Source organism: Pseudomonas sp. GW-45, from assembly GCF_056896675.1.
In genome coordinates, this window is record NZ_CM167674.1 from 1,923,196 (window position 1) to 1,946,416 (window position 23,221).

Below are 23,221 nucleotides of genomic sequence, written 5' to 3' on the forward strand. Positions count from 1 at the left end.
AAAAATCAGTCAGTGGTGCCCAGCCACGTCTGTCATCCACTGTTCAGGAAACCGCAATATGAGCAACGACAAACAGTATGAACCACCTAAAGTCTGGACCTGGGACGCCGAAAGCGGCGGCAAGTTTGCGAATATAAACCGCCCTATCGCTGGCCCCACGCATGACAAGGATCTGCCGATCGGCAAACATCCCCATCAACTGTACTCGCTAGCCACGCCCAATGGCGTCAAAGCCACTGTCATGTTTGAAGAGCTGCTTGAGCTTGGCTATAGCGAGGCTGAATACGACGCTTGGCTAATCAAAATCGGCGAAGGCGATCAATTCTCCAGCGGCTTCGTCGCGGCCAATCCCAACTCAAAGATTCCTGCGCTGGTAGATCACAGCACTGAAACGCCGACCCGCGTGTTTGAATCAGGCTCCATCCTGCTTTACCTGGCGGAAAAGTTTGGCGCTCTGATACCCACCCATCACGCACAACGTACCGAGGCGATGAACTGGTTATTCTGGCAAATGGGCTCAGCACCCTATTTGGGCGGCGGTTTCGGCCACTTTTATGCGTACGCTCCGGAAAAGTTTGAGTACCCGATCAACCGCTTCGCCATGGAAGTCAAACGCCAGCTCGACGTGCTGAACCGCAACCTGGCAGAACGTGAGTTCATGGCAGGCGACGACTACAGCATCGCCGACATTGCCATCTACCCTTGGTATGGCCTGATGGCCGAAGGCAGCCTTTATAGCGCCGGTGAATTCCTCTCGGTGCAGGAATATACCCACGTACAGCGCTGGGCTGCAGCAATTGCTGCCCGTCCCGCGGTCAAGCGTGGGCGCATGGTCAACCGCGTATGGGGCGAAGCCTCCGAGCAACTGGCTGAACGTCACGCCGCAAGCGACTTTCCTTCTCAGGTTTAAACAGCAATAGATCGGCGCCCCGAGGGGCGTCGATTATCTATCACCCTGCTCGAATTTGCTTTTTACTCTTAAAACATTGATTTCTGAAGCGTTGGTGCGCATACCTCTGCTAGAGTCATGGCCATTAAACCTGCCTTTTACCTGTCAGACGGGTGCCAGTAGTTGAAAGACCGAATAACCAATATTCGTAAACTGTTCTCCGATATATCGACGATGTATTCATCCGACGATACAGAGATGGCTCGCCTTCGAGGCATCCAGGTAAGTTCGGTTACCCGCGTATCCTTGCCCATGATGCTGGCCAATGTCGGCAGCGGCGCCTGTGTTCTCATCGCATTTGCGCCGAACATACCCCCCAGCCTATGGGTTTGGCTATCGTTGCTGACTGCGGTCTGCGCTTTTTCCAGCCTTGGCTGGCAAAAAACACGCAAGCGTCCGATTGTGCATGCCTCATCCAAAAGTGCTCACAGGGCAACTCTGCACGCATCTATCTTGGCCATTATTTGGGCCTGGATGATACTGACCTGGTTTCCTGACGCTTCTCGCGGCCAACAAATGGCCATCGCCACCATTGTTACCGGCATGATCAGCGCTGGGAGCTTTGTACTCAGCCCACTGCCCTACGCCAGTATCAGTTACGCCATGATTTATTCCTTCGCAGCAATAGGCGCGCTCTGGTTGTCTGGACAAACAGTCTATCTAGCCGTTGCGATTCTGGTCCTGTTGTACTCGCCCATGGTGTTAATCGGATCTTTGTTCGGCTGGCGACAGGCCACCGATTTAATAGCGGCCAAGGCCCAGTCGGAACGACAGGAGCAGCTTATGGCCGTGCTGCTGCAGGACTTTGAGCACAATGCTGGCGATGCTCTCTGGGAGACCGACAGCGAAGGCCACCTAAACCATGTTTCATCAAGGTTAACTGAAGTCTTGAGGCTGCAAGAAAACGAGCACCACACCCAGACATTCCAGCAATTGCTCACCACCCGGTGTCCCAATGACCTTACCCAATTGCAAGTATTGAACGGCGAAGGTAATCCATTTAGAGATATCCGGCTGACGATGACCTCGCGTAAAGGCGACATGCACTTGGCAATGACAGGTAAATGCCTGTTCACAGAAACCAATATTTTTTTGGGCTGGCGTGGTGTGCTCACGGATGTTACCGAGAAAGTAAAAAGTGATCATAAGCTACGTGAACTTGCCCATACCGACTCGCTCACCTCCCTTGCCAATCGCTTCCATCTCCGTGCCGCTTTAAGTAGCGCTATCGAACAGGATGAACCTTTAGCTCTACTGTTTATCGACCTCGATCGTTTCAAGGCAGTGAACGACAATTACGGCCACAGCGTGGGCGATACCATTCTTAGAGTGGTCGCAGCGCGGTTGCGCTCCTGTGCTGGCACAAAATCCCTCATTGCCCGACTGGGCGGCGACGAGTTTGCTATCGTGCTCTGGTCCAAAGAAGCAGTTGTGACCGCCGCCGACACGGCCCGCAGGGTAGTCAACAGCGTGTCAGACCCCATCACGATCGACGAACGTCAGTTCCGCGTCGGCGCCAGCGTGGGCTTCACCGTTCGCAATGAAACACTCTGTGGTCTGGACGACCTGTTGGTACAAGCAGATATCGCCATGTATGCAGCCAAAGAGGCGGGCCGCGGACGCTGGGTCGAGTATTCACCTCTCTTGGGTGAAATCAGCCACCGCCGATTGAGCATTGAGCACGGATTACGCAACGCCATCGACAATGATGAAATATGCCTGCACTGGCAGCCCAAGGTCGACTTGCAGACCTGGCAGGTCACTGGCGCTGAGGCACTCATGCGCTGGAGGCACCCCCATCTGGGCGAAATTAGTCCCATGGAATTCATTCCCATTGCAGAGCAATGCGGAATAATAGACAAGCTTGGCGTATGGGCACTGACTGAGGCCTGTCGTGCAGGCACCCATGAGCTGGCTGGGCTCACTATCGCAGTCAACGTATCAGCTTCCCAACTGCAATTCGGTGACTACCTAAACGGCCTCAAAGATGTGTTGCGTACATCCGGCATGACACCCGAAAAACTTGAACTTGAGCTGACCGAATCGGTGTTGATTGAGGATGCAGACAAAGCAGTCACTATCCTCAACGCTATCCGCAGCACCGGCGTGCGATTGGCGCTGGATGACTTTGGCACCGGTTATTCGTCTCTATCCTACCTGCGCCGGTTCCCGTTCGACACACTGAAAATAGATCGATCCTTCGTTACCGAACTACTGACCAAGCCCGATGCCAGAGCCATCGTTAAAATGATTACCGATCTAGCCAACGAGCTTGGTAAACGCACCGTCTGTGAAGGTGTAGAAACCCTGGAGCAGCTACAGATAGTTTGTGCCTCAAACTGTCATGAGGTTCAGGGCTTTCTGATCTCACCACCCTGCCCGCTTGGGTCATTCCCCCGCACGCTGGATCCCGATTTGAATCCGCTTTTGTTTGCCAAATGCTCGGACAAAACCTGACGCAAAGTTCACTTGAGTACAGGACCGCATATCCAGCACCAAAACCCAGAAACAACAAAGCCCCGATTTACGGGGCTTTGAGTATAAATAGTGGCGGAGGGACAGGGATTCGAACCCTGGGTAGGCTATTAACCTACGCCGGTTTTCAAGACCGGTGCATTCAACCGCTCTGCCATCCCTCCACGGCCGGCAATACTACCGGAAAATGCTGATTAGTCAATGGGGTACGATGCAATGTGAACTACTTTTTACTGCAAGGAAGTACGCGTTCTGACGAAGCAGACACATTTTGCATATGAATAGGCCCCGTTGTATTACACCCCGCCTTGATTTGGCCTCGATTACCCGTATTATCTGGCAGTAGCTAATAGATTATTTGATTTATCACGACAGGAGCCGTGCATGAATATGCAAGAACGCCATACCGCGACCACAATGCAGCACAGTGGTGTAAGTGAAGTCGAAGTCAGCAAGCTGTTTCGCAACACCTACACTCTGCTGGCCATAACCTTGGCTTTCTCTGCTCTGGTCGCTTATGTTTCCATGAGCCTTAACCTGCCCTACCCTGGCATCATTGTTACGCTGGTCGGTTTCTACGGGTTGTTGTTCCTGACCACCAAGCTGCGCAATTCTGGTTGGGGGCTGGTCAGCACCTTCGCTTTTACCGGCTTCCTCGGCTATACACTTGGCCCTATTCTGAATGCCTACCTCAGCATGCCTAACGGCGGTTCTGTGGTGACGCTAGCGCTGGGTATGACCGCACTGGTGTTTTTCAGCCTGTCGGCTTACGCCATTATCTCGCGTAAAGACTTTAGCTTTCTGTCTGGCTTTATCATGGCAGGCTTTGTGGTACTGATGGTCGCTGTAGTGGCTGGCTTCTTTGTAGAGATCAGCGGCCTGCAACTGGCTATCTCCGCGGGCTTTGTACTTTTCTCTTCCGCCGTGATCCTGTATCAAACCAGCTCGATCATTCATGGTGGTGAAGACAACTACATCATGGCAACTATTACGCTGTTCGTGTCTATCTACAACTTGTTCCTCAGCTTGCTGAGCTTGATCGGCGCCTTCAACGACGACTGATAATAGTCGGTAGGTTATACTCAATGGCTCGCCTGCAACGGTGAGCCATTTTTTTTAGAGCAACTCATACGCCATGAAATTTGCCATCGCCCTACTCGCCGGACCACAGGATCCGGCCGCTCGTAGCGCCCTGAACTTTGCCCAGGCGGTGCTCGACGGCGGCCACCAGATAAACCGTTTATTCTTTTATCGCGATGCTGTGCATCTTGCCTCAAACCTGGCTGTGTACCCACAGGATGAATCCGACGTAGCTAACGATTGGCGTGATTTTATTACCGCCAATAAACTAGACGCCGTAGTCTGCATCGCTGCCGCCCTGCGCCGTGGCGTGCTGAATGAGGCTGAAGCCTATCGATGGGAGCGGCCAGGCGCCAACAGCGGCAAGCCATGGGAGCTATCGGGATTAGGGCAATGGGTAGATGCCATGCAAACGGCTGACCGGGCGGTGACTTTTGGAACCTGATTTGAGCAGTCTGCTAGTCATCAGCCGCCATCCTCCGGCGGCACCCGCAGCGAGAGAAGCCCTGGATCTTGCCCTAGCGGCTGCGGCCTTCGGGGTGCCCGTTGGGATGCTGTTCCTGGATGCCGGGGTCCTACAGCTGCTCAAGGGGCAAGAGGCTGCATTAATCAAGCAGAAGTCGCTCACGGCCAACTTGCAAGCGCTACCGATGTTTGGCGTGGAAGACCTGTTCGTCTGCCAGCATTCATTGAGTGAGCGCGGCTTAACACCTAATCAATTGCTACTGCCTGCGAAGCCGGTTGAAGGCTCTGAGATAGCCAGTCTGCTTGAGCACTACGATCAGGTGGTCACCCTATGATCGCCGGATGGACAGGAGTTTGACCATGCTGCATATTCTTCGCCACACGCCGCAGGATACGAGCCGCTTTGCCAGCAGCTTACGGGTCATGGGGCCGAAACAAGGACTGTTGCTGATCGAAGACGGCGTCTATGCCCTGCTGCCCCGCACCACCGCCCTGAGCGCATTGCAGCTGCTGCCCGCCAGTGTTCGCCTGTATGCCTTGGAGACAGATGTCATAGCGCGCGGATTGGCGATGGATGACGTACCCAAGCGAGTCACTCTGGTCGATTATCCAACCTTCGTACAATTGTGCACACAGTACGACAAGGTGCTCAGCTGGTGAGTGACATTCTGGTCGATGGCGAAGCCATTGCGCTCGACAAGGAAGGTTTCCTTCTGGACTTGCAAGATTGGTCAGAGTCCGTTGCAGCGGCCCTGGCCGAGCGTGAAGGCATCAGTCTGACGCCCGCTCACCTTGAAGTAATTCAGGCGCTGCGCAACTTCTACCAAACCTACCAGCTATCACCGGCCATGCGGCCGCTGGTGAAATACGTCGGCCAGCAATTAGGCAAAGAAAAGGGTACTAGCCTTTATTTGCTCCGCTTATTTCCCGGCAGCCCGGCAAAGTTTGGCGCCAAGCTCGCGGGCTTGCCCAAGCCCGACAACTGCCTTTAACCCATTAGTCTTGAGCTTCCGGCAACGTAGTCAACACCACTAACTGATCGTTAACTTGCAGTCGCAGCGGCTGATCACGCGGCGGATTCAGGTGTAACCTGCGCCCATCTTCATCGGTTTTGCTGCGATACACCCCGAGCGCCGTTTCCCCCTGCAACGCAATGACTGCCTCCAGGTCTGCAAAGGTGGTGACACTCTGCATCGAGTAGTCCGTGGTTTTACGGAAGGTAACCTCCGCGCCACCGGTGGTGAACAGCTCTTCAAACATTAACCCCAGCTCTCGCCGCTGAGCGATTTGTGCCATCAAGTGGCTGAGAATCATCGGGCTGACGATGCTCTCGCCTCGTTTGCGCACCACCAACGATTCGTTCGCAGGATCACTCAGCTCAAGCAGTATCTGCGGCTTGTGGCTACGCTCTCGCAACAGTTCATCCACGACCAAGTAACCGACCATTGCGCGCGCATCAGCCTCTTCACCCGAGTCCATTCGGTCTGACGAGAGCAACAATACACTGTCAAAACGCTGCCCGAGCAGCTCACGCAACGCGCCTTCTACCATGTAATCCGCCTGAGTGTGCTGGCAACTAACGCGCGCGGTCAGTTCGCTATAGGCATTGATTTCGGTGGTTCTTTGGCTAGGTTCAACCACCGCAACCACATGCACCTCAAAGCGGTAATCGGCATAACCGGCCAGCTCATGGATCAGCGCCGGAACACGCCGATTCCAACCCAAAATAAGCAACCGCCGCAAACCACCCACTACAGGTTTGGCTTGCCGAACACTGCGCTGGAGCGGCCGCAGCGGCTGCTCAGTACTGGCTTGCGGTTCTGCATGCGCGTAGTCACGCGCTAGCATGACGATCTTGTCGCCCTGGCGAATTAATTCATCGGTCGGCGCATTGAGCCAAGTACGCCAGCTATCGCCATGCGGCCGCATCAAGCCGCAGAGAATAGCCTGCGGTGCATGTCGGCCGATCTCGCCCAGTGTCTGCCCCACGCAGTTATCGGTTGAGCGAATATAAAACTCGTTACCATCGTGTACCGTCATTACCTCGCCAAACAACTCGGGCATGCCGGGGTGAATCAACGACTGTGCAAACAACCGGCTGACCATCGCATCACTGGCTACTACCTCAAGCGGGCCGGAATAGGCGCGCTGCAATATGTTGAGCTTACGCATGTCGGCAATCTCCGCCACCACATAAGGCGGTGGTGTGCCACGCAAATGTGCTTGCGCCTGTAGCGTCAACAACGCTTTGATGGTTTCTACATCGCCGGTCAATAACTCGTTGCCCACCTGATTGCGGCCAGGTATCAACACCACTGCGGCCTGCAGACAGGCCACGCGATCCAGATCTTCGGGTTGCAGCGCAGTGCCTGAACGTAAAATGATATTGCTCATTGAGCGACGAATAAGGGGAATCTCTCGCAGCTCCTGCACACGATCGGCGTTAATTTCATCCGCCAGAATAACCAACCGCAGCCGCTTGGTTTCACGCGCACGTAACAACCGCTGAATACCGCCACTGGTGTCCAGAATCTCTTGTATCAGAGGAATGGTGCGATTGGTCCAGCCAAGGATAACAATGTGATCGCTGACAGTAACCGGCGTTAGGCCTTGTTCCAGCTTGACCATCATATCGATCAACCAGCGGGTCATAATGGCGACCAACGCGCCGAGAAAAACCACGTAGCCGCTGACCGTCAATGCTGTAGAAACGATGCGGCGCCAGGTGCCCTCATCATCACCCAAATAGCCGGGATCAGTCAGTCGCAGGAATGCCCACCACACCGAATCAGCCAAGGTGCCACCCTCGGGCGCTGAGGGCCAGGCGAGCCAGCCGCCGATTAGGGAGATCAGTGCGATAAACGCAGCAACAACCAAAAGCTGATAGTGCGCACCCTTCACAAATTGCCGCTCAATCAGGTAACGCAAACGATCAACAAAAGAAAATGGCAGCATTCAGGGAGCCTCTCTGCTCTGGCGTGGTCTGATTCTTAACGGGGCAGGCAAATCCTGCTAGATTGAGCGCACACAAACCCAGGCGCATAACCTGCAAAGACACTATGGCAAACGTTGAAAGCATTCTTGGCTGGACGCTGGTCGTACTCTACTGGCTTTTTACCGCAGCCGTCACGCTGCGTGTAATCGCCAAACGTAATCCGGTAAGCGTCACGCTTTCTTGGCTGCTGGTGATCTATATTCTGCCGATATTCGGTGCAGCACTTTATCTCATGCTGGGTGAACTGAACCTGGGTAAGGAACGTGCGCGCCGCGCTGAGGCCATGGTCCAACCCTTTCTGAAAAGTATCGCCACAGACTTTGCCGCTAGCAAAGCACCCATTAACGGTGGCTCCCTTACGCAGGGGATTTACCAATTGTTGGCGACACGAATGGGGATTGGCGCGCTGGGTTACCGGCACATGGAGTTGCTGGATACCCCGGAACTGATTTTCTCCCGGTTGTGTGACGACGTACGTGGCGCGCAAAACAGCATTCATATCGAAACCTATATCTGGTTTCCGGGCGGACGAGTCGATGAGCTCACAGAAGAGCTGATCAACGCCAGCGCGCGGGGAGTGAAAGTCTCTCTGTTGATTGACCACGCCGGCAGCCGTCCGTTCTTTCGCTCAAGCTGGCGTAAACGTTTGACCGACGCTGGCATAGAGGTGGTGCCCGCTTTGCCAGTGCGTTTGTTGCGCGCTTTAGTACAGCGTATCGACCTACGAATGCACCGCAAACTCATCGTCATCGATGGCCGAGTGGCCTACAGCGGTTCAATGAACATTGCAGATCCGTTGTACTTCAAGAAGGAGGCCAAGGTCGGCGCTTGGGTGGATATCATGCTGCGCCTCGATGGACCGGCCGCACGCGGGCTAGACAAAGTATTTGCCTGGGACTGGGAGGTCGAAACCGGGTTACGTCGACTCGAACCAGCCCCACCTAGCGCGCCAGCCTGCGGCAAGTGGCTTTCCATCCTGCCTTCTGGTCCTGGCGTTGGTGACGATCTCATAGGCCAGGCTGTGCTATCGAGCATCTACCGCGCCAACGACAGCATCACCATAAGCACGCCCTACTTTGTGCCTTCTGAGGCGATCTTCAACGCACTCTGCCAAGCGGCCGAACGGGGGGTCCGCGTTAAGGTGCTGATCCCTGAGCGCAACGACTCAAAGTTGGCAGGCTGGGCCAGCCGTGCCTTCTACGAACGCTTTCTTGAGGCTGGCGGTGAGATTCATTTATTCCGCGGCGGGCTGCTGCATACCAAGGCTATGTTGATGGACGACCAGCTAGCACTCGTGGGCAGCGTTAACCTGGATATTCGTAGCCTCCAGCTAAATTTTGAGCTAACTGTTGCGCTCTTCTCGCCCGAGGGATGCGCAAGTATCCGGCAACTCCTGGACGGTTACGAAGCCGCCAGCCACCGCTTGCAGTTAGCCGATTGGCAAAAGCGCTCGCGCGCTTCAAGGGTGCTTGAGAGAGGTGTGTTCTTCCTTAGCCCGCTGCTTTAAACAGGGTTACTACTGCCCCACCGTGCTCTAATTTGCAGGCTGAAATAATTTAACAAATGCGGCTTGCTTTCCCGGCAAGGGCGATTACAATCCTTAATGAGTTTGATTATCATTATGGATGAGCGCATGAAAGTACACCTGTTACCCGTCAGCCTTACCGTTGCCATGATGAGCCCTGCCATGACGACGGCCAGCCCTCTCAGCAATGCGCCTGGCGACTCCTCACACGCCGTCGTCCTGCAGCTCAGCGCGCACAATGAATTGCTACAACAGCTGCTTAACGCGCCGCTGGACAGCGCCGCATTCAACTTGATTGACGAGTTAAGCTATCAATTGGAAAGCGACTTATTGATGTTGAGAACGCCTTTGGCACCCGTATCAGCGCAACTGGAGTCGCTACACCAAGCGGTCGAGCATCAAGACAGCCGGGCCGTGTTGTTGCACGCTACCGCTTATCTGAGCGCTGCACAGCTCTGGTTGGGGCAGGCCCGCGTTTGAGCTGCGCGTGCAAAATCAGAGCTGGCCTTTAATGGGTAGCCAACCCAGCGTCCAGCTCATGAAACGCCGGAATCTGCTAGCGCCGGGCTCTGTAGTCCACGTCTGCCCTTCTGCTTGCCATTGAATATCGTCGTTTTCGTTTAGGCTGACGTGGTAGGCGAAGTCCTCTGAAGTCCAGCGCTTGAACAAATCAACCATTTCCGCAGCAATGTCCTCTTGTTCTATATAAACCCCCGCTTCGGTGTTTAGTTTGACCGAACGAGCATCCAGATTTATTGAACCAACGAAGACCGCCTTGCGATCAAATACAAAGGTTTTGGCATGCAAGCTTGCCAGCGACTCGCCCAAGAACGGGCTCGCGCGCTCCTTCTGTCCAGCGATAGGCCGCAGCTCCCACATCTTTACGCCACCGTGAAGCAAAGGCCCACGCGATTCGGCGTATCCACTGTGCACTGCCAACACGTCTGTAGTCGCTAGCGAGTTGGTCAGAATCGAGACCTCTACGCCTTTTTCACGTATGCCTAATAGCATGTTCTCCCCACCATCAAGGGGAACAAAGTAAGCCGAGGTTAGGAGCAATTCACTTTGCGCCGCCTGCATTGGCTTAATCAAACTGCGGCTCAAAAAGGCAACCTCACTGCCGTCGCCATGGGGGTCCGATTTGGAGGGATCATCGTAAAACCACTCGGCGTGACCCCAATGCCATTGTAAGGTGTCGTTGTTCATGGCGGTAATGAATGACGATTTTGCAGCGGCTTTCAAATAGGGGTCGTGCTCCGCTTGACGGTTCTTCGAACCTAGCGTGGCGCGCATGTCCGCCAAGGCCTGAGTATCGGCCTTATCGGACAAGGTAGAAATGGGGATGGCAATGCCGCTATTCCAGAAATTGTCGAAGCTATCTGAGGCAGGATCCGCGATTGGGCCTATGCCCACTACATCAACGTCCTGAAAATCGACGTCGCTCAAAGTGAAGTACTCGTCACCAATATTGCGGCCGCCGGTAATGATCGCCCGATTGTCCGCGACTATCAGCTTGTTGTGCATGCGGTAATTGATACGCCCAAATTCACCCAACTTGCTAAACCCTTTTAACCACTCACTGCGCAGGCTCAGCGGGTTGTACAACCGCACTTCGATGTTGGGATGGTGATCAACTACCGATACCTTGAGGTCCTCCAGGCTACTGCCCAGATCGTCCAGCAGTAAGCGGACGCGAACGCCCCGGTCAGCTGCCTTAAGCAGATGCTCAGTAATCAGCCCGCCGGTAATATCCGTTTTGAAGATGTAGTACTGGATATCCAGGCTTTTGTCGGCCATATCAATTAGTTTCAAACGAGCGGCTAGCGCATCATTGCCTTTATGCAATAGCGTAAAGCCCGACAGTGAAGCGTCTGTTGGTTGTTCCTTGGCGACATACTTACTAAGGCGAGTCTGCGCGTCTGTGGGCAAATAATACGAAGGCAGCTCGGTATGACTAACTCCCTGAGTAGCACATCCCAACAACATTCCGGAGATTGCCAACAGCCCTAGAATTCGCATCCATTGTTTCCCTTTGCAAGTTGCCCGGCTGTTGAAACGTAAGCCGGGCAGGTCAGGTTGTTCTGCGCATCAATCTTCTGCGTAGGTATCGGTCACAACCAACTGGTAATCAAAACGACGACCACCCCGGTTATCGATAACCACATAACCAGAGCCCGTTGGCTTTAAGCCTTGAGTATAGGCTGCACTGTACAGGGCTCGCCAGGCGCCTTCTACCGTCTGGGTTTCCGCCTGATAATGCAGGCTCAGCACCTGCTGTCGGGGCTTCTGATTTAGCCGGTAACCCGCAATACTGCCAATATTTCCTTCCACCGGAAAGCTGACCTGGGTTTTCAACAGCGTTGGCGTGTTGTCAGCCAGGTTGTCGAATACCAGGTTCAGCTGACCCGTGATGCGAGCACCCGCTTTGCGCTGTGCTGTCATGGCCACATTGACGGCGATACGACCTACTTCATCCTTCATTTCTTCAGGCGCCAACTCTGCCGGGCGCCCAAATAAGGTCATGGGCTCGCGGGTAACCAAGTGGATCGAATACTGAGTACCATCATCCCGAATTATCAGCTCGTCTCCACCGCGGATATCCACTATTTTCTGCGCACTTAGCGGTACAGGTGCATAGGCTGCTTTACACAGATCAGAGTTGCGGTAACGCTCACGCTGGCTCTGCTCAAGCTGCGTATTTTTCTCCACCTGCTGACATATCTGCTGATCGTAACCGCTCCAGGCCTGACGCGCCGCACCAGCGTCTACCAGGGTATCAATCATTCGGCTGCTCGCTTCTCCGGCAGCAATCAAAAGTGCAGTCTGGCGCGATGATTCCGCCTCACGACGATCCGGCCCACCCACACCCACGCCAGGTTTGCGCTCGGTCTGCGCATGAATATTCGCACCGGCTTCCAACAGTAGTTTGGCACTTTGCGGCTGATCGGCCTGGGCTGCAGACATCAAGGCCGTTTTGCCCCAAAGGTTACTGTCATTCACCGCAAAGCCGCGTTGCAGCAAAAAAGCCACTGCATCCGGATTGCCAACAGCCGCCATCAAGGCGGTGTCGCCATCCGCTCCCAGGCCGCGCTGCTTACCCAGGGTTTCCGTTTCGTAATCAACAAAGTCGCTGATGACAGGTACTGGTGCGCCGTTCAGCAACACACTGTGCAGAGTGGCAAACTGCCGCCCTTCTTCCAACGCTCCTGCCTGCGGCGCAATGGCATAACGCGGATTGTAGTTGGCAAAAGGGGCGGCAGGCGCATTCGGCACTTGCGCAGGCGCTTCCAAGTTCTCCATGGCACGGGCAAAAGTTTCATGGAACAACAGGTCTGCGGCGCTACTTGCTTCCTGAGCATTTAAACCCTGGGCAGCAAACATGGAGACCAGTTCTTGATGTGCCGGCTGCAGCATCGGCATCACCCGACGATATAATTGCTTGGCGCCGATGTTGCGTTCTGACCACTCAAACAATTGGTCCATCGCGGCGTCCTGACGCGAGCGTATGGCGGCTTCGCGGCCATTGCGCTGCAATTGATCCACGCCCAGCAGCGGCAGGTTGAGCAGTGTCCACTGGCGCTCTTTCCAGCGCTGAAACAGATCACGTCTATCCTGCTGTGAGTAGCCCAGCAAGGGATCGCCGGCAAGCTTGGTTAACTCGGTATCCAGTGCGCTGTAGGCCGGCAGGCCACGCAAAGTATTGGTGCGTGGTGGCGTCAGGTAGGTCTGAAACAGACATTGCGGGGTAACGCCATCTTGCACACTATAAAGCCCCGCATAAGCAGACTCACCGCGAGCAGCCGGTGAATAGAACCCCCAGGTTTCGTTCACCAAGGCCCATGTTTTACCTTGATAAGTAAAAACATCAATGCTGCCGTAATCTCCGGTTTGCGACGAAGAAGCATGGGCGCGGCCGCCGTAGTTAGGCTGCTCGGCAACCCAGCGCGGCAACATGCGATCATCCATCACAACTTGGCCATTAATGCGTAAACCACGTGCTCGCTGCTGATAACCGGCATACAGGCCAGCGTCGTACAACTCAACACTGATCTGCTGTCCCGCGATATCCGCGCTGCTCACTGACGCATGGCTCCCTGCCTTAAGCTGAGCGCCAGCCAAGCTAGACAATCCCAGTCGACCGTCTCGCGCTAACGACTGGTTCAGCGCATTAGCCACGCTGGCGCACATACCGTTACCACGATCCTCGGCAACCCGATATTCGGCATAGCTAGCCCACGCGTGACGTTCGCGCTGCGGCTCGGGATGCGGCACCGGCCATGCCGTGAGCTGCGCGGTGCGTTGCCGGTACATGGACTGCAAACAGGCGATGGCGTTAGCGTCGAGATTAACCCCGGTAGCGGTATCGACTCCCAGCCCACATTGCCCGGCGCGGCTGAGTAGCCATTGACGCTGGTTGGCTTCCAGTACCAGCGCACCCGGCAGATCAAGCTGATCAATACGTTTACGCAAGTACGCCGCCAGCTCCTTGTCCTGCAGGGCCAACGGATCGCTGGAACATATCTGTCGATGCACCGACGGCAGTGCTCCGGCGCATTCAAAACTGGCTTTAGTATCAGCGTTCAAGGGCGTCAACTTTGGCGTAAGGTCAGGCTTGGCCGGACCAGGTACCGGCGCGCTGGCACAGGCACCGAGCGTGGCCAGGGTTGCTGCAAGCATCAGGCGTTGATTGATCGACATACTTGTCTCCTGCCTATTTAATAAAGATGGCGGTGCCATAGATGATGTATTGCCCACCGCCATCACCGGGAGGTGCTGGGAAAGGCCCTGCGCTGCGAATGGCCTGCTCGGCAGCCTGGTCCAGCACCGCGTCACCACAGCGATCTATCTCGAAGGACACCATGCGGCCAGAGCCATCTACGGTGATCTCATACGGGATGTAGCACTGACGCTTGAAATCGTTCGGGTCGCCTTTATAGCCTGGTGGCGGCTTGTACACCGAGCCTTCCGGACGTTTCAGGTTGGCAATCACGCGATTCTTCACCGTATCGGCATAACCTGAGGGCGCCATGCGGCCGCGGCTGCTTGGCTGCGCGCTAGGCGCAGGCGTCTGCGGCGCCGCCCACTGCTGATTGGCGCCAAAACTATGCACCGGAGGCCCGCGTGGCTTGGGTGGTTGCGCCGGTGGCGGCGTGGGCCGCTCTACTACCCGTGGCTTTGGCGGCGGTTCTGGTTCTGGTTCTGGTTCAGGCTGCGGTTCGGGCTCTGGTTCTGGTTCTGGTTCTGGTTCTGGTTCTGGTTCTGGTTCTGGTTCTGGTTCTGGTTCTGGTTCTGGTTCTGGTTCTGGTTCTGGCTCTGGTTCGGGCTCAGGGGGCGGCGGCGGAATCTCTACCAGCTCCACTGCAACCACCTGCCGCTCCTGCGGCGCCGCATGCCGAAACTGACTACCGAATAGCCATACCAGCAAGGCCGCATGCAGGCCAAGCGACACCACAACCACCAGCAGACGCACCGCCCACTGGCTGCTATCTGAGGTACGGCTCATCAGGGCTCCAGCTCTTCCGAGGCGACCAGACTGATGCGGGTGTAGCCGGCTTTTTGCAGGCTGTTCATCACGCGCATAAGGGTGCCGTAATCCACCGCCTGATCGCCGCGCAGGAACAGTCGCGTCTCCTTGGCGCCGGCCGTGACGCCGGTAATCAGCGTCGGCAGCTCAGCCAGGCTGGTAGCCTGCTCCTGCACAAACAATTTGCCATCGGCCTGCACACTCACATAAATCGGCTCTTCCGGCGGTGGGCTCGGCGTTGCCGCGTTACTTGGCAGATCGACCGGCACATCCACGGTGGCCAAGGGGGCAGCCACCATAAAAATAATCAGCAGTACCAGCATCACATCAACAAAGGGAGTGATGTTCATCTCGGCGTTCTGCTGATAGCTATGCCGCTTGACCAGCGGCCCAGAGCTGAGTTGGATACCCATATCAGCGTCCTTCGTCGAGCTGGCGAGAGGTGCTGGCGATCATCTCCGCGGAGAAGTTATCCAGCGCACCGACAAAGCCGTTAATGTCCCGGGCAAACTTGTTGAAGATCATCACCGCCGGGATCGCGGCAAACAGACCCAACGCAGTTGCCAGCAGAGCTTCAGCGATACCAGGCGCAACCACGGCAAGGCTCGCAGATTTGAGCGTAGCGATGCTCGCGAAACTATTGAGAATGCCCCACACGGTACCAAACAAGCCGATAAAGGGAGCCGTAGCGCCGATGGTCGCTAGCACACCCATCATGCTGCCCATGCGAGCCAGGTCACGCTCCTGGACTATGCCGGAGGTCAGCGCCATGCGCTGTAGCAGTCGGTTGACGCGATCAGTCTCGGCCGGTTGTGATGGCATGCTTTTGTAGTGCTTCAGCTCTGCCTGGCCGACCTGCCACATACGACCCATGGCGCTTTTGTCTTCGGTATCAGCAAGCACATCCAACTGGCCAGCACGGAAAGCCTGCAGAAAACGCTGATTACCGCGCCGCGCTCGGGTGAAGACAAAGATCTTCTCGAACAACACAGCCCAAGTGAGCAGCGAACAGAAGACCAGCAGCAGCATGACGCCTTTGACCAACGGATCAGCCTGTTCGAACATCTCACGCACACCAAAAGACACCACTTGCACATCTTGTTGGGCGGCAATTTCCTGCGCAATGGTTTGCCTTGCTGGCTCGCTTTGCTGCACTGCCGTTGGCGTTTCAGATGCAACGGAAGCCTCCTGGGATTGAGCCCACACCCACGACGCAGACAAGCCGCCCGCTCCCAGCAGGAGCATCAGTGAAATTGCCCGTAAACGGCTGTGCCAACGATTGGCGAAGGTTGAAAACGAACGACTTTGCATAATGCCCCCGATTGTTGATTTTTATGTTGAGGTTATTTAGGTACTGCTTTTCAGTTATCAATATTTTGCGGTGTGAGAATGGCGTGTAGCGTTGCCACGTAGTGAGCAAAGGCTTCCCGCCCCTTGGCGCTAAGACTCACTCGGGTACGCGGTTTTTTGCCGACAAAATCTTTTTTTATACGCACGTATTCAGCACCTTCCAGAGTGCCAAGGTGGGCACCCAGATTGCCATCGGTGGTATCCACGATGCCGCGCAGGGACACGAACTCGAGCCACTGATTACTCGCCAGTGTATTCAGCGCAGCCATAATTTTGAGCCGTACTGGCTGGTGAATAAGATCGTCTGGGGTTTGCATCAAGTGCGTCTCAACCACAGGCTGGACAAGATGAAGGTGCCACCCCAAGCCACTGCCAACCACCACCAATAATGTTCAGTCGCGAAGAGGAAACAGCAGAAACAGAGCGTGGCTAGGGTTGTACCAATAATCAGATAACGCGGGCGGGATTGTGCGCCCCGGATGGCATAGAGCGTGGCGACAAACAGCGGGACAATCATGCTGCCCTGCTTTGGCGTGAGCGGCCACATGACAACATGCAACAAGGCGGCAAACAGCAGTACAGAGCCCACCACCAGTAAGTAGCGCCAAACGATACCCGGCGTGACTTCCTGCGCGATACGAGCCAGGCGTACGCCCACCACTAGGCCGACGATGACGACCACGAGCCAGATCAGTAACAGCAATTGGGGAAAGAGCGCAGTAAAAACGCAGCCGAGCAGATTAGCCACACCCCATAGCATCAGCTGAAGTGATTCCGCACGGTAGTCTTGGAAGCCGGCAGCACGCGCTTGCACGCTATTAATGGCGCGCAGCGCTTGCGCAGCTTCTTCTGGGGATGGAGACATGTATATCTCTGTTTTTGTTATGTGCAAAGCACTCTATTGGACAGAGTAGACAAAAACAAGATGTGTCTTGAAAATTTTATTTCGTTGAAATGATAGAAAGAAACGAGCGCTCTAAATCCGCCGTCAAATCTGTAAGACAAGTTCTACAGATTAAAACCACAGGCGCTTTCTCAGAGAGCGAGAAAGCGCCTACTCTCGACTGCTGCTTGGGCTGCCTCAGCCAATAATGTCGTATTCGCCGCCACGTTCCAGCGCTTTTTTATACGCCGGGCGCTCATGAATACGCTGCAGAAATGCCATCAGATTCGGCCACTTGCCATCCAGCCCACCGCGCGCTGCGGCCGCTTCCAGCGGAAAACTCATCTGTACGTCCGCTGCGCTGAACTCATCACCGGCAAACCAACCGGTGGCGGCCAGCTCGCCGTTCAGGTAATCCAAATGCTGGACAATCTGAGGTTCGACGAAGCTGCCTTTGACCTTGCGAGCGATGCCTTTGGCAAAGGGTTTGACAAAAAACGGCATAGGGGAAGATTCAACTTTATTGAACACCAACTTGAGCAACAGCGGTGACATAGCCGAACCCTCGGCATAGTGGAGCCAGTAGGTGAAGCGCAAACGCTCAACGCTGCCTGCTGCCGGCGCCAGCCTCCCCTGCCCGTATTTGTCGACCAGGTATTCGATAATCGCGCCAGACTCGGCCAGCGTCAGCTCACCGTCGGTAATGACCGGCGATTTACCCAGTGGATGAATAGCTTTGAGTTCAGGCGGTGCCAGCATGGTTTTGGGGTCACGCTCGTAACGCTTGACCTCATATTCCAACCCAAGCTCTTCCAACAGCCAGAGAATGCGCTGAGAGCGCGAATTATTCAGGTGGTGAACAACGATCATGTGCATGCAACCTTTTGTTTGTCCAGTATAGCTGTCAGCAAAGCCTAACCTGCCACACCGCTAATTTGATACAGCAACCAATACCTCTGTGGGCTGCCAGCAGCGCACACAATTACGCCCACACTGTTTGGCGTCATACAGCGCTTGATCAGCTAGATCTATTAGACGGTACAGCCCTTGCGATGCGCCGTCGCTCACGCACACGTAACCAATGGATACCGTAGCACTCAAGACCCCCTGCGCATTGCTGAACGTCTGACCTTGCCACTGTGTTCTGATACGCTCAGCCAAGGCTTCGGCACTCAGCAAGTCAGCCCCTGGCATCAGCAATACAAACTCCTCGCCACCAAACCGGCAGAGCAAATCCTGCGCCCTCACATGCTGGGATAATTGCTCGGCAAAGGCAGTTAGGACTCTATCCCCTGCGCTGTGCCCGTGGGCATCATTGATTGCTTTGAACTTATCTAAATCCAGTAGCAACAGCGCCACGCCCTCCCCTTGGCGCTGACTGATAGCCAATTGGCGTAGCGCTAACTCCTCAAAAGCTCGGCGGTTAAGCAGATTAGTCAGCGGGTCACGGGTGGCCTGTAATTTGAGTTCATCTTGCAGACTGCGGGTAGCCAAAATCACACAAAGCAACGAGAAACAGTACAGAAAGACGATGCCCTCTAGATAATTGAGTGCTTCTACCGTTTCAGCTGCTTCAAAACTAGCCGCTGCGATATAGACAGGATCAAATTGGTACAGCAGAAAGCGTCGCAAATAGAGCAAGCCATGCATAGACCAAATACCAGCCCAGACCCAGACTAGTGCGCGCTGGGGTATTTGCATGCGCCAAAGTTCGAAAATAATAAAACCACTGACCAGCACCACAATCGCACTGTGCGTCATGATGCTGAATCGCAGTGAGTCCTGCAGCAACCAAAAAACACTACCCTGGATCAGGGTTGTCAACGCCATGGCCAGCGAAAATCCGCTGGCCGACGTGTTTAAGCGATAACAGCGCGCCCCCCAAAGCAGTACAAAATAACCTTGGGTAATAACGATGGCACTAATCCATAGCGGTATATAAGCCCGGACTGTCTGTAGAGCCGCACCACAAACGATGATAGTAAGCCCCAGCGCCCAAAAGCGAATTGCGACGACTTGCCTATTCAGTGCGCTGGCGACCAACAAACCCAGAACCGACGTGATTGTGGTCAACGCCAGCACAGCCATCAGGGTTGTCATATCAAGCATAGGCAGTCGTTTTCCGAGCTTTTAGTTAGTCCTACAGACTAGCTGCAAGCACAGCCAAACACCATTTTAATACTGGCAAATAGCCTTATTTTGACCAAACATTCACCCTTGGGTGGACGTCTCGCAACCATTTCTTGAATGATCTACCCAAATCAACTCATCGGTTGCGAAACCCAGGGTGCCTGCTTGCTTCAAAAAGTCAGCCTTTACCGCTTCAGTCACCTGCGGCTCGCGCGACAGCAGCCAAAGGTAGTCGGTATCCGGGCCTGACACGAAAGAGTACTGATAATCCTGTTTGTCTAAACCAAATACGGCGTAGGTTCCGTAAAACGGACCAAAGAATGAAACCTTGAGAAATCCTTCGTCCTTTTCACCCACAAAGTAGGCTTTGCCCTCGGCTTCAGACCACTCGCCTTTCTCCTGATCGCAGCCACGGTTAATCACCTTTATGCCGCCATCTTCACGCAGACTGTAATTGGCGGTCACCCCGCTTAGACCCCGTTCAAAAGAGTGGTCAAGACGTGCCACTTCGTACCAGGTTCCCAGATAACGTTTGGCCTCAAACGGCTTCACCGGTTGCACGCCTTCCGGTAACTCTACACAGGCGCTCAGCGCTACCGCGCTCAATAGCAATGCAGTCTGGCGATAGTAATTCATACCTTTTGCTCCCTTATCGTAAGGTAATCAAGCAGAGTATCCAGCAGCTCGGTAGTGCCTGTCAGCACCTGTTGATCTACGCTCTGAATGACTTGCGCGGACTGCACAAACTCCGCGAGCTCCAGCTCCTGACCATCAGCCTCGACAAAACCAGCCACCAGTTCGCGTGTCGCCTCCAGGTGAAACTGCAGACCAATAACTGAACGACCAAATTGGAAAGCCTGATTCTGGCAGCCCAGACTGGAGGCAAGCGGCACTGCGCCGTGAGGTAGGTCGAAGGTTTCGCCATGCCAGTGCAGCACAGTAACTTGCTCAGGGAAGTGAAAGGCCGCGCCGTTGTGATGGGTGTTGCCCTGTACCGGAAACCAGCCAATCTCCTGTTGGCCATTGGCGTAAACATTCTGCCCCAGAGCGCTGGCAATCAGTTGCGCGCCAAGACAAATCCCGAGTATCTGTTTATCTTCGGTGAGGGCTTCGCGAATAAAGGCTTTCTCAGCTACCAGCCAGGGCAGCTGTTGCTCGTCATTCACACTCATGGGGCCGCCCATGATGATAAGCAGGTCTATGCCATGCAGATCCGGCAACGGCTCATTGCGATATAAATGCGTAGCCGACACCACGTAATTGCGTGATATCAGCCAATCCTCGATCTTTCCCAACCCCTCAAAGGGCGCGTGTTGTAGATAATGAGCGCGCATTCGATGCTAGTCCTGGTGATCCTATATTGACGGCGACAGCGTGCCGGCCGGGCTTTTTTCTCTGAGTTGGCGACAGGCCTTAAGGTTCCCTCAACTACACTGCCTTAAAGCGAAATACATCCTCCTGTTGATAGCGTTTCAAGCAGAGCGTTATCAGCAAGGTACGATGCGGGCGAAACATATCGCGCACTTGCTTCAGGCTCAACGATAAGGCGCCGATATCATCATCGGTATAAGTACGATATCCGACTTTGCCGGAGCTGACTTCAGGGTAGGCGGTGATACTCATGCGCAGCCGGTCTTCTTCACGCGGTAGCAATTCATATAGCCGATCACAGTTGATCAATAGGCTGCGATAATTTTTCTCACCAGAAAATACGTGCACACCCTCGATGACTTCCTCTTGAATCACCTGGGTCAGGCGCCGCTCGCGGGAGGTTTTATCATCGTTGATATAAAACTCGATGATGTAATCGTTAACCGCCGCGCCATGGTTATCGACCACTCGAACCACCGTATTCTGATAGCCCTTGAAGTGCTCTCCCGAGCGTTTTTTTGCGACTTCGCTGACCTGTAGGCAATGGCTCGCCAGGCGCTTTTGCCACGCGATGAAACCGCTATCGGGCAACATCAGCGCACCACAGATCAGGCTCCAGGTAATCGACTCGTTAGTCCCGCGCCCCTTCGCGGTGATGCTGCCGTGATCTTCGCCAACAACCACGGTGAAGGCCAGACCGCTGTCGTCCACCTCCTGATAATCGATCAACGGGGCCTTACCGGGTTCATGGCTGAAATCGATTAGCATGCGCGCAGCCTTTAGGTTGGCCGTCGACACCCGCACTGTGCCATCAGTACCCGGTTTATTAGCGACTGCCGAGATGCCGGAGTAACCTGTATTGCCGACCAGCACAGTGCAGAGGACGCGGCCTGGCGCGAACACACTGTTATCGACAAACAGATCGCGCTCCGCCAGCAGCCAACTGTAGCTACTGGCTAACTCCAGGCCCTTGAGTATCTGCGTGCCTGTCTCAAACAACCGCGTGCCCTTCCAGCCCTTCACTGCGCGACCTATTACCGAGCGGCCGGTATGCGCCAGAGGTGAGCCGAAGTTAGCGGGTGCGAGCATTAACAAGCGGTGAATAGGCACGCTGTCTATAGCGAAGCGGCTCATCCAGTCACGAATTACCAGGCCGCCGGTGCTGTGCACTATGGCATCGACGCTGCGCGGTGCACGTGGCAGTGCCGCATCAGTCCAAGCCCTATCCATGGCTTCGACGAGATCTGCAAAGGTGACCTGATCATCCAGTGATATGTAGTCACCAAGGTAGATTTGCTGCACATCCGCACCGATACCATCAGGTAATGGCGAAGCCAACCGCTTGGCCAGCGAGCGAAAGGAACTAAAGCTGTCACTCCAGCCATGAATGATAACCAGCATCTGTATCTCCACGAGTAATGGAGGTCCGGACATGAATCACGGCTACTGGCTGTGAACGGCATCCTGCCAAACCTGTCTATGAAACATAGACGCTGCACGCAGATTCACCAAATGTGGGTGCGTGCTAGGGTGATAGCTCAGACCTATACACATTGAGGAGTTCGTATGCTGATCGACCTGACAGACAAGACCGCAATCGTCACCGGCTCGACCGCTGGCATTGGTTTGGCCATTGCTCAGGGCTTGGCCGCCTCTGGGGCCACCGTCATCATCAATGGACGCAAGCAGGCCAGCGTAGATGCGGCACTCAAGCAGCTGAAAAAAGCGCTACCAAAGGCCAATGTACGCGGCGTTGCGGCAGACCTGAGCACCGCAGAGGGATTGGCGCTACTACAAGCAGCAGAGCCCAAAGCAGATATCCTGGTCAACAATCTGGGCATCTATGGGCAGCAGGATTTCTTCGAGACATCCGACGAGATGTGGCAGGAGTTTTTTGATGTCAATGTGCTGTCCGGCGTGCGCGTGTCGCGCGCTTACGTGCCTGCCATGGTTGACCAAGGCTGGGGGCGGGTTGTGTTCATCTCATCCGAGTCTGGGCTGAACATCCCCTCTAACATGATCCACTATGGCTTTACCAAGTCCGCCAACCTCTCGGTTGCTCGCGGCTTGGCCAAGCGACTGGCCGGTACTGGCGTCACCGTCAACGCCGTGCTGCCGGGCCCCACGTTATCTGAGGGTGTGTCCGAGATGCTTAAACCAATGGCCGAGCAAAAAGGTATATCGCTCCAGCAAGCCGGTGATGAGTTCGTCAAGGCCAAGCGTCCCTCCTCCATCATCCAGCGTATTGCCAACACCGAAGAGGTCGCCAACATGGTGGTCTACGCCTGTTCACCCCAAGCCTCAGCGACCACAGGTGCAGCGTTGCGGGTAGAGGGCGGGATTGTCGATAGCATTGGTTGATGATCCACGGCTTAACGCCAAAACCCCGTCACAACTTTGTTATTTTGGCTTACAAAGACAAAGGCTTGGCGGGGTTGGCCGCTCTAACCGATAGATACCCGTCCTATACTCCT

General features: G+C 54.9%; 23 protein-coding genes and 1 tRNA gene. 10 read left to right on the plus strand and 14 right to left on the minus strand.

Features of this window, described 5'->3' with window-relative positions:
* Positions 1-58: 58 nt before the first annotated feature.
* Positions 59-910: a glutathione-dependent disulfide-bond oxidoreductase gene (gene yghU, locus AC1XYH_RS08760; protein WP_483326197.1), complete on the plus strand. Its 852-nt coding sequence runs from the start codon at positions 59-61 to the stop codon at positions 908-910.
* Positions 911-1,147: 237 nt separating this feature from the next.
* Positions 1,148-3,406 carry a putative bifunctional diguanylate cyclase/phosphodiesterase gene (locus AC1XYH_RS08765; protein ID WP_483326198.1) on the plus strand — a complete coding sequence of 753 codons (2,259 nt, stop codon included), beginning with the start codon at positions 1,148-1,150 and terminating at the stop codon, positions 3,404-3,406.
* 91 nt (positions 3,407-3,497) lie between these two features.
* On the opposite strand, the gene AC1XYH_RS08770 is transcribed toward AC1XYH_RS08765, so the two are convergent.
* Positions 3,498-3,588 (minus strand) — tRNA-Ser (locus AC1XYH_RS08770).
* A 220-nt stretch (positions 3,589-3,808) separates the two neighbouring features.
* Between AC1XYH_RS08770 and AC1XYH_RS08775 the strand changes: the two genes are divergently transcribed.
* The 5 genes from AC1XYH_RS08775 to AC1XYH_RS08795 all read left to right on the plus strand — a co-directional run bounded on the left by AC1XYH_RS08775 (position 3,809) and on the right by AC1XYH_RS08795 (position 5,961).
* Positions 3,809-4,486, plus strand: a complete 678-nt coding sequence (locus tag AC1XYH_RS08775; protein WP_483326199.1) for a Bax inhibitor-1/YccA family protein — start codon at positions 3,809-3,811, stop codon at positions 4,484-4,486.
* Between the two features lie 73 nt (positions 4,487-4,559).
* Complete coding sequence (tusD, locus tag AC1XYH_RS08780) at positions 4,560-4,949, plus strand: sulfurtransferase complex subunit TusD (RefSeq protein WP_483326200.1); 390 nt, start codon at positions 4,560-4,562, stop codon at positions 4,947-4,949.
* 1 nt (position 4,950) lies between these two features.
* Positions 4,951-5,304 carry a sulfurtransferase complex subunit TusC gene (tusC, locus tag AC1XYH_RS08785; RefSeq protein WP_483326201.1) on the plus strand — a complete coding sequence of 118 codons (354 nt, stop codon included), beginning with the start codon at positions 4,951-4,953 and terminating at the stop codon, positions 5,302-5,304.
* Positions 5,305-5,329: 25 nt separating this feature from the next.
* Positions 5,330-5,629, plus strand: coding sequence for a sulfurtransferase complex subunit TusB (tusB, locus tag AC1XYH_RS08790; protein ID WP_483326202.1), 300 nt, complete (start codon positions 5,330-5,332; stop codon positions 5,627-5,629).
* Positions 5,626-5,961 carry a TusE/DsrC/DsvC family sulfur relay protein gene (locus AC1XYH_RS08795; protein WP_483326203.1) on the plus strand — a complete coding sequence of 112 codons (336 nt, stop codon included), beginning with the start codon at positions 5,626-5,628 and terminating at the stop codon, positions 5,959-5,961. Before tusB ends, AC1XYH_RS08795 begins: the two co-directional genes overlap by 4 nt.
* A 4-nt stretch (positions 5,962-5,965) precedes the next feature.
* Here the strand turns inward: AC1XYH_RS08795 and AC1XYH_RS08800 are convergent, their stop codons facing one another.
* On the minus strand, positions 5,966-7,924 hold the full coding sequence (locus AC1XYH_RS08800; RefSeq protein ID WP_483326204.1) for a CASTOR/POLLUX-related putative ion channel: 1,959 nt from the start codon (positions 7,922-7,924) through the stop codon (positions 5,966-5,968).
* A gap of 104 nt (positions 7,925-8,028) precedes the next feature.
* Here AC1XYH_RS08800 and cls point away from each other — a divergent pair, with 104 nt between their 5' ends.
* Both cls and AC1XYH_RS08810 read left to right on the plus strand, forming a co-directional pair.
* Entirely contained in the window at positions 8,029-9,471 is a 1,443-nt protein-coding gene (gene cls, locus AC1XYH_RS08805; RefSeq protein ID WP_483326205.1) for a cardiolipin synthase, read from the plus strand.
* Between the two features lie 126 nt (positions 9,472-9,597).
* On the plus strand, positions 9,598-9,969 hold the full coding sequence (locus AC1XYH_RS08810; RefSeq protein WP_483326206.1) for a DUF6746 family protein: 372 nt from the start codon (positions 9,598-9,600) through the stop codon (positions 9,967-9,969).
* Positions 9,970-9,984: 15 nt separating this feature from the next.
* Here AC1XYH_RS08810 and AC1XYH_RS08815 read toward each other — a convergent pair whose 3' ends face one another.
* From AC1XYH_RS08815 to AC1XYH_RS08870, 12 genes are all read right to left on the minus strand, one after another.
* Complete coding sequence (locus AC1XYH_RS08815; protein ID WP_483326207.1) at positions 9,985-11,508, minus strand: phospholipase D-like domain-containing protein; 1,524 nt, start codon at positions 11,506-11,508, stop codon at positions 9,985-9,987.
* 69 nt (positions 11,509-11,577) lie between these two features.
* A complete protein-coding gene (locus tag AC1XYH_RS08820) occupies positions 11,578-14,187 on the minus strand; it encodes an ankyrin repeat domain-containing protein (RefSeq protein ID WP_483326208.1) in 2,610 nt (869 codons plus the stop codon).
* Positions 14,188-14,200: 13 nt separating this feature from the next.
* Positions 14,201-14,992 (minus strand): TonB C-terminal domain-containing protein, encoded by a 792-nt coding sequence (locus tag AC1XYH_RS08825; protein ID WP_483326209.1) that lies wholly within the window; start codon positions 14,990-14,992, stop codon positions 14,201-14,203.
* Positions 14,992-15,426 (minus strand): TonB system transport protein ExbD, encoded by a 435-nt coding sequence (gene exbD, locus AC1XYH_RS08830; protein WP_483326210.1) that lies wholly within the window; start codon positions 15,424-15,426, stop codon positions 14,992-14,994. The genes AC1XYH_RS08825 and exbD overlap by 1 nt, the downstream gene beginning before the upstream one ends.
* A gap of 1 nt (position 15,427) precedes the next feature.
* Positions 15,428-16,324 (minus strand): MotA/TolQ/ExbB proton channel family protein, encoded by an 897-nt coding sequence (locus AC1XYH_RS08835; protein ID WP_483326211.1) that lies wholly within the window; start codon positions 16,322-16,324, stop codon positions 15,428-15,430.
* Positions 16,325-16,374: 50 nt separating this feature from the next.
* Entirely contained in the window at positions 16,375-16,680 is a 306-nt protein-coding gene (locus tag AC1XYH_RS08840; protein WP_483326212.1) for a winged helix-turn-helix domain-containing protein, read from the minus strand.
* Positions 16,680-17,228 (minus strand): hypothetical protein, encoded by a 549-nt coding sequence (locus tag AC1XYH_RS08845; RefSeq protein ID WP_483326213.1) that lies wholly within the window; start codon positions 17,226-17,228, stop codon positions 16,680-16,682. Before AC1XYH_RS08845 ends, AC1XYH_RS08840 begins: the two co-directional genes overlap by 1 nt.
* A gap of 216 nt (positions 17,229-17,444) precedes the next feature.
* Complete coding sequence (locus AC1XYH_RS08850; RefSeq protein WP_483326214.1) at positions 17,445-18,116, minus strand: glutathione S-transferase; 672 nt, start codon at positions 18,114-18,116, stop codon at positions 17,445-17,447.
* Between the two features lie 60 nt (positions 18,117-18,176).
* Positions 18,177-19,355, minus strand: coding sequence for a GGDEF domain-containing protein (locus AC1XYH_RS08855; protein WP_483326215.1), 1,179 nt, complete (start codon positions 19,353-19,355; stop codon positions 18,177-18,179).
* A 102-nt stretch (positions 19,356-19,457) separates the two neighbouring features.
* Positions 19,458-20,012 (minus strand): lipocalin family protein, encoded by a 555-nt coding sequence (locus tag AC1XYH_RS08860; protein WP_483326216.1) that lies wholly within the window; start codon positions 20,010-20,012, stop codon positions 19,458-19,460.
* Positions 20,009-20,710, minus strand: coding sequence for a type 1 glutamine amidotransferase (locus AC1XYH_RS08865; RefSeq protein ID WP_483326217.1), 702 nt, complete (start codon positions 20,708-20,710; stop codon positions 20,009-20,011). The genes AC1XYH_RS08860 and AC1XYH_RS08865 overlap by 4 nt, the downstream gene beginning before the upstream one ends.
* A gap of 94 nt (positions 20,711-20,804) precedes the next feature.
* Positions 20,805-22,148, minus strand: coding sequence for an esterase/lipase family protein (locus AC1XYH_RS08870; protein ID WP_483326218.1), 1,344 nt, complete (start codon positions 22,146-22,148; stop codon positions 20,805-20,807).
* Positions 22,149-22,313: 165 nt separating this feature from the next.
* Here AC1XYH_RS08870 and AC1XYH_RS08875 point away from each other — a divergent pair, with 165 nt between their 5' ends.
* A complete protein-coding gene (locus tag AC1XYH_RS08875) occupies positions 22,314-23,108 on the plus strand; it encodes an SDR family NAD(P)-dependent oxidoreductase (RefSeq protein WP_483326219.1) in 795 nt (264 codons plus the stop codon).
* Positions 23,109-23,221 lie beyond the last annotated feature (113 nt).